Raw genomic sequence first — 6,362 nt, forward strand, 5'->3', positions numbered from 1 at the left:
GTCGTCTCAGGAATCGTCAGCGGGCGGTCTGGCCGTCCACGTAGTCGCCGTCCTGAGCGTTGCCCGACCACGCGAACAGCTTGCGCAGCTCGCGGCCGACCGGCTCGATGGGGTGCTGCTCGCCCTTGGCGCGCAGCGCCTTGAACTCGGGCGCCCCGGCGTCCTGGTCCGTGATGAAACGGTCGGCGAAGGCACCGTTGCGGATGTCCGCCAGCACGCTCTTCATGTTCTCCTTCACGTGCGGGTCGATCACGCGCGGGCCGGAGACGTAGTCGCCGTACTCGGCCGTGTCGGAGACGGACCAGCGCTGCTTGGTGATGCCGCCCTCCCACATGAGGTCGACGATGAGCTTCAGCTCGTGGAGCACCTCGAAGTAGGCCACCTCGGGCTGGTAGCCCGCTTCGGTGAGCGTCTCGAAGCCGTACTGGATGAGCTGGGAGACGCCGCCGCACAGCACGGCCTGCTCGCCGAACAGGTCGGTCTCGGTCTCCTCGGTGAAGGTGGTCCTGATGCCGGCGGCACGCAGCCCGCCGATCGCCTTGGCGTAGCTGAGCGCGAGCTCCCAGGCCTGCCCGGAGGCATCCTGCTCGACGGCGACGATCACCGGTACGCCACGACCGGCGTCGAACTCGCGGCGCACGGTGTGGCCCGGGCCCTTGGGGGCGACCATGGCGACGTCGTGGCCGGCGCCGGGCTTGATGTAGCCGAAGCGGATGTTGAAGCCGTGCGCGAAGAACAGTGCGGCGTCGTCCTTGAGGTTCGGCTCGATGTCCTGGGCGAACAGCGTGCGCTGGACCTGGTCGGGCGCGAGGATCATGATGACGTCGGCGGCCTTGACGGCCTCGGCCACGGTCGCGACGGCGAGGCCCTGCTCCGCCGCCTTGGCGCGCGAGGAGGAGCCCTCGCGCAGGCCGACGACGACGTCGACACCCGAGTCGCGCAGGTTCAGCGCGTGGGCGTGACCCTGGCTGCCGTAGCCGATGACGGCCACCTTCTTGGACTGGATGAGGGCGAGGTCGGCGTCGTCGTCGTAGAACAGCTCAGCCACGATGGTTCTCCTTCGGTTGGTGGTGGTGCAAGGGTGTCAGGTCCGGGCGGGTGCGGGTGGACCCGCCCGGGAGGTGGCGTCAGGCCGAGCGGACGGCGCGCTCGGCGGCGGCCCGGTCGGTCATCGAACGGGAGCCACGGGCGATGGCCACGGCGCCGGACTGGACGATCTCCCGGATGCCGTGTGGTTCGAGGGCGGTCAGGAGGGCCTTGACCTTGCCCTCGCCGCCCGTGGCCTCGATCGTCACCGCGTCGGGTGCGACGTCGACGACATGCGCCCGGAACAGCTCGACGACCTGGAGGACGGCGGTGCGGGAGGCGTCGTCGGCCCGGACCTTGACCAGCAGGAGCTCGCGCTGGACGGAGGACTCGGGCTCGAGCTCGACGATCTTGATGACGTTGATCAGCTTGTTGAGTTGCTTGGTCACCTGCTCGAGCGGCAGCTCGGCGGCGTCGACGACCACGGTGATCCGGGAGATGTCCGGGTGCTCGGTGGGGCCCACGGCGAGGGAGTGGATGTTGAAGGCCCGGCGGGCGAACAGCGCCGAGACGCGCGTGAGCACGCCGGGCTTGTTCTCCACCAGCACGGACAGGGTGTGCCTGGTGCTCATCTGCTGATCCTCACTCGTCGCGGTCCCACGCCGGGGTGATCCCGTGCGCGTACTGGATGTCGTCGTTGCTGACGCCGGCGGCGACCATCGGCCAGACCATCGCGTCGGCACTGACCACGAAGTCGACGACGACGGGCTGGTCGTCGATCTCCATGGCGCGTTTGATCGTCGCGTCGATGTCCGCGGTGGACGTGCAGCGCAGCCCGACGCAGCCGTACGCCTCGGCGAGCTTGACGAAGTCGGGGATGTGGCGCCCACCGTGACCGGTGTGCAGGTCGGTGTGGCTGTAGCGGCCCTCGTAGAACAGGGTCTGCCACTGACGGACCATGCCGAGCGAGGAGTTGTTGATCAGCGCGACCTTGATCGGGATGCCCTCGAGCGCGCAGGTGGCGAGCTCCTGGTTGGTCATCTGGAAGCACCCGTCGCCGTCGATCGCCCACACGGTGGCGTCGGGGCGACCGACCTTGGCGCCCATGGCCGCCGGGACGGCGTAGCCCATGGTGCCCAGACCCCCGGAGTTGAGCCAGGTGCGCGGGTGCTCGTAGCTGATGAACTGCGCCGCCCACATCTGGTGCTGGCCGACGCCGGAGACGTAGACCGCCTCCGGGCCGACGATCTCGCCGAGCCGGGAGATGACGTGCTGCGGCGCCATGAGCCCGTCCTCGGTGGGCGACCAGCCCAGCGGGTAGGTGCGTCGCAACTCGTCCAGGCGCTTCCACCAGGCCTCGACGTCGGGGCGGCCGTGCTGCACGTGCGCGGCGGTCAGCTCGGTGACCAGGTCGGTGATGACCTCCTTGAGGTCACCGACGATCGGCACGTCGGCGTAGCGGTTCTTCGAGATCTCGGCGGGGTCGATGTCCGCGTGGACGATCGTGGCCTTCGGGGCGAAGCTGTCGAGCTTGCCGGTCACCCGGTCGTCGAAGCGCGCGCCGAGCGCGACGATGAGGTCGGCCTGCTGGAGCGCCGCCACGGCGGGGACCGTGCCGTGCATGCCGGGCATGCCCAGGTTCTGCGGGTGGGAGTCGGGGACGGCGCCGCGCGCCATGAGCGTGGTGACGACGGCGGCCCCGGAGAGGTCGACGAGCTCGCGCAGCACGGGGGCGGCGTTGGCGCGGATCGCGCCGCCGCCGACGTAGAGCACGGGCCGGCGGGCCGTGGCCAGGAGGCGGGCGGCCTCCCGGACCTGGCGGGCGTGCGGCTTCGTCCCGGGACGGTAGCCGGGCAGGTCCATGTGCGGGGGCCAGACGAATGTCGAGGGGGCCTGCTGGGCGGACTTGGCGATGTCGACGAGCACCGGTCCCGGCCGGCCGGTGGAGGCGATGTGGAAGGCCTCGGCGATGCGGGCGGGGATCTCGTCGGCGTCGGTGACGAGGAAGGAGTGCTTGGTCACCGGCATCGTGGCGCCCACGATGTCGGCCTCCTGGAACGCGTCGGTCCCGATCATCGAGGCACCGACCTGGCCGGTGATGGCCACGATGGGAACGGAGTCCATGTGTGCGTCGGCGAGGGCGGTGATGAGGTTGGTCGCCCCGGGGCCGGAGGTGACCATGCAGACGCCGACCTTTCCGGTGGCGGCGGCGTAGCCGGTGGCGGCGTGGCCGGCCCCCTGCTCGTGGCGCACCAGGATGTGCCGCAGCCTCGTGGAGTCGTACAGCGGGTCGTAGGTCGGCAGGATGGCACCGCCGGGCATGCCGAAGATCGTCTCGACCCCGGCCTCCTCGAGCGCGCGGACGATGTTGCGGGCGCCGGTGGACTCCTCGGTGATCGTGACGGTCGTCGTCGGCGCCGGGGCGACGCGGACGCGCGGCTCTGTCGCGGGTGTCGGTGCGGGGCGCGGCGGCGCGGGGTGCGGTGCCTTGACCATCGTGGCCTCCTTCGTTCGGTCCTGCCTTGGGTCGTCCCGGCGTGTCGGGCACAAAAAAACCCCTCGTCCCGGGGCCCGGGGTCGTCGAGGGGTAGCGCGCAGGGGCTCGGGTCACCGAGCGGCTGCGCGCCGCATAACTACGTCGAGTCGGAACTGCATGGGGACACCATAGCGCCGTCCCGGCGCGAGGTCACGCGGCGACCCCTGAATCTCATATCGTGGATTACCGACTCAGCTGGTGGACGTTTTCACCCTCGGGTCCGCCTGCCATGTGTTCAGGGACGCCTCGTTCCCCTCGGCGTCGGCGAGGTCCCAGCGCGACGGCCGGTGCGCGTCCGAGACGAGGCGGGCTCCGGCGTCCAGCGCCGCGCGCACGCGCCGCTCGACGGCGTCGTGCGGGACGAAGACGTCGATGTGGATCCGGTTGCGTTGGGGCCGGGGCGCGCCCAACTGCCGAAACCGCACGGCGGGGCCGCGCCCGTCCGGGTCGACGAGGTCCGGGACGTCGGCGTCGGACGCGCTCTCCCCGTACCCGAGCACGGCACGCCAGAACGGCCGCACCGCGGCGATGTCGAGGGCGTCGACGCCGATCTCGACGGCCTGCGGGCGGGCCGCCGCCGGCTCGAGGTCGAGCTCCGCCGCGATCCGCGAGACGGCGGCGGCGAGCCGGATGTCGCGCCCTGTCAGCCCGCCGACGTCGTGCGAGACCGTGACCACGTGCACCCGGGCGTATCGCACGTCGAGGTCGGGATGGTGGTCCAGCTCGTCGGCGACCTCGCCCACGCGCCGGACGAGCTCGATACCGCGGGCGAGGCTCCCGGTATCGAAAGTGGCGTGCAGCCGCCCGGCGACGACGCGCCAGTTCCGACCTGCCTGTTGCTGCGCCTGGGCGGCCGTCAGCCGTGTGCTCATCGCACCAGCCTGGCAGCCCTCGGTGTCCAGGGCCACACGGGGGTCGTGACCTCGGACCCGGCGGTGTGCGAGGCCGGGCCGCTAGCGTCGACCACGACATCGACACGCATCACCGGGAGGCCCCATGCAGACGATCCTCGGCGTGCTCGCCGAGCAACCCTTGCTGCTGCTGTCCCTGGTCCTCGGTGTCGGGTCCGTCCTGGGGCGCGTCCGCGTCCGGGGGGTGGCCCTCGGCGCGGCCGCCGTGCTCTTCACGGCGATCGCCGTCACCGCGCTCGGCGTGCACCACGGGATCACCCTGACCATCCCCGAGACCATCGGCTCTCTCGCCCTGGCGCTCTTCGCGTTCGTCACCGGGATCACCTCGGGCCCGAACTTCTTCCACGCCCTGCGTACCGCCTACCCACTCGTGCTGGCGGTCGCCGTCATCCTCGTCGGCGGCGCCGGGACGGCCGTCGTCGTGGGCGCGGCACTCGGCCTCGACGACCAGGTGGTCGCGGGGACGTTCGCGGGCGCTCTGACCAACACCCCGGCGCTGGCGGCGGCCGGCGGCACGCCCGAGGCGACGGTGGGGTACGCCGTCGCGTACCTCTTCGGTGTCGTCGGCATGCTTGCCGTCTCGGCTATGGCACTGCGCCATCGGGACGCCGACCGGGACACCCCCTCCCCCGTGGTCGGCGCCAACCTCCGGGTGGAGCGCACCGACCGCCCCACCGTGGCCGAGCTGCGCGAGCGCCATGGCGGTCAGTTGAGATTCTCCCGCATCCGCCGGGACGAGTCGGGCCCGGCCGAGCCGGTGGGGCCCGACGCGGTGCTGCGCGCCGGCGACGTCGTCACCGTGGTGGGCCCGGCGGCGGTGGTCTCCGAGCTGACGGCGGAACTGGGCCACGTCTCCTCCCACGACCTCACGGCGGACCGCCGGTACCTGGACTTCCGGCGGATGACCGTCTCCGCGCCGGAGCTCGCCGGGCGCACGGTCGCCGCGCTCGGGCTCGAGAGCCGGTTCCACGCCACGGTCGCCCGGGTCCGCCGTGGCGACGTCGACATGGTCGCCACGCCGGACCTGGTCCTCCAGCTCGGCGACCGCGTCCGGGTGGTCGCACCCCGGTCCCGGATCGGCGAGGTGACCGCATTCTTCGGGGACTCCGCACGGGGTCTGTCCGACATCAACCCCGCGGCGCTCGGTCTCGGACTGCTGCTCGGACTGCTGCTCGGCGAGGTCCCGATCCCGGTGCCCGGCGGCACCTTCGCGATCGGCGCGGCCGCGGGCACGTTGATCGTCGGGCTCGTGATGGGGCGGGTGGGGCGCATCGGGCCGGTCGTGACCACCCTGCCGTACACGGCGTCGATGGTGCTCTCCGAGCTGGGGCTGCTGATCTTCCTCGCCTCCGCGGGCACGAAGGCCGGTTCGCTCATCCTGACCGCTTTCGCCTCCGGCGAGTGGGTGCGGATCCTGGTGCTCGGCGCTGCCGTCACGGTGGTGGTGGGCGTGTCCACGTACGTGGTCATGCGGCGGCTCTTCCGGGTCGGTGGCACGCGACTGTCGGGCATCCTCGGCGGCACGCAGACCCAGCCGGCGGTGCTGGCGTTCGCGAACGGCCGCACCGGGCACGACCCGCGGGTGGCGCTCGGGTACGCGCTCGTCTACCCCACGGCGATGGTCGTCAAGATCCTGCTCGCACAGCTGCTGGGCGGCCGGTAGGACTCCCCGGCGGCCGGTGGGAGTTCCCCGGCGGCCGGTGGGAGTTCCCCGGCGGCCGGTGGGGGTTTCCCCGGACGCGGTTGGCGTGCCCCCCGTACCTGCGAAGGGCACGATCGGCAACCGGAGCACGAACCGCACCCCGTCGCGTCGTACCGGCGACGCAGCCACGGCGGGCCCCACCCTGCGGGTGGGGGGCGCCGGCGATCACCGCGGCCGCATACCTGCG

5 protein-coding genes are annotated in these 6,362 nt (G+C 72.1%); 1 reads left to right on the forward strand and 4 read right to left on the reverse strand.

Annotation, left to right across the window (positions count from 1 at the left end; genetic code table 11):
- Nucleotides 1-16: 16 nt before the first annotated feature.
- The 4 genes from ilvC to ACYC1Z_RS13665 all read right to left on the reverse strand — a co-directional run bounded on the left by ilvC (nucleotide 17) and on the right by ACYC1Z_RS13665 (nucleotide 4,434).
- Nucleotides 17-1,048, reverse strand: a complete 1,032-nt coding sequence (ilvC, locus tag ACYC1Z_RS13650) for a ketol-acid reductoisomerase (protein WP_461410072.1) — start codon at nucleotides 1,046-1,048, stop codon at nucleotides 17-19.
- Between the two features lie 79 nt (nucleotides 1,049-1,127).
- Complete coding sequence (ilvN, locus tag ACYC1Z_RS13655) at nucleotides 1,128-1,658, reverse strand: acetolactate synthase small subunit (RefSeq protein WP_461410073.1); 531 nt, start codon at nucleotides 1,656-1,658, stop codon at nucleotides 1,128-1,130.
- Nucleotides 1,659-1,668: 10 nt separating this feature from the next.
- Nucleotides 1,669-3,522: an acetolactate synthase large subunit gene (locus ACYC1Z_RS13660; RefSeq protein WP_461410074.1), complete on the reverse strand. Its 1,854-nt coding sequence runs from the start codon at nucleotides 3,520-3,522 to the stop codon at nucleotides 1,669-1,671.
- Between the two features lie 231 nt (nucleotides 3,523-3,753).
- On the reverse strand, nucleotides 3,754-4,434 hold the full coding sequence (locus ACYC1Z_RS13665; protein ID WP_461410075.1) for a 4a-hydroxytetrahydrobiopterin dehydratase: 681 nt from the start codon (nucleotides 4,432-4,434) through the stop codon (nucleotides 3,754-3,756).
- A gap of 124 nt (nucleotides 4,435-4,558) precedes the next feature.
- On the opposite strand from ACYC1Z_RS13665, the gene ACYC1Z_RS13670 reads away from it, so the two are divergent.
- Nucleotides 4,559-6,136 carry an aspartate:alanine exchanger family transporter gene (locus tag ACYC1Z_RS13670; RefSeq protein WP_461410076.1) on the forward strand — a complete coding sequence of 526 codons (1,578 nt, stop codon included), beginning with the start codon at nucleotides 4,559-4,561 and terminating at the stop codon, nucleotides 6,134-6,136.
- The last annotated feature ends 226 nt before the right edge of the window (nucleotides 6,137-6,362 follow it).

Source organism: Georgenia sp., assembly GCF_054605595.1.

Coding starts and splice junctions, on each gene's coding strand:
- ilvN (WP_461410073.1), bottom strand. CDS start 1,658: ATGAGCACCAGGCACACCCTGTCCGTGCTGGTGGAGAACAAGCCCGGC.
- ACYC1Z_RS13660 (WP_461410074.1), bottom strand. CDS start 3,522: ATGGTCAAGGCACCGCACCCCGCGCCGCCGCGCCCCGCACCGACACCC.
- ACYC1Z_RS13670 (WP_461410076.1), top strand. CDS start 4,559: ATGCAGACGATCCTCGGCGTGCTCGCCGAGCAACCCTTGCTGCTGCTG.
- ACYC1Z_RS13665 (WP_461410075.1), bottom strand. CDS start 4,434: ATGAGCACACGGCTGACGGCCGCCCAGGCGCAGCAACAGGCAGGTCGG.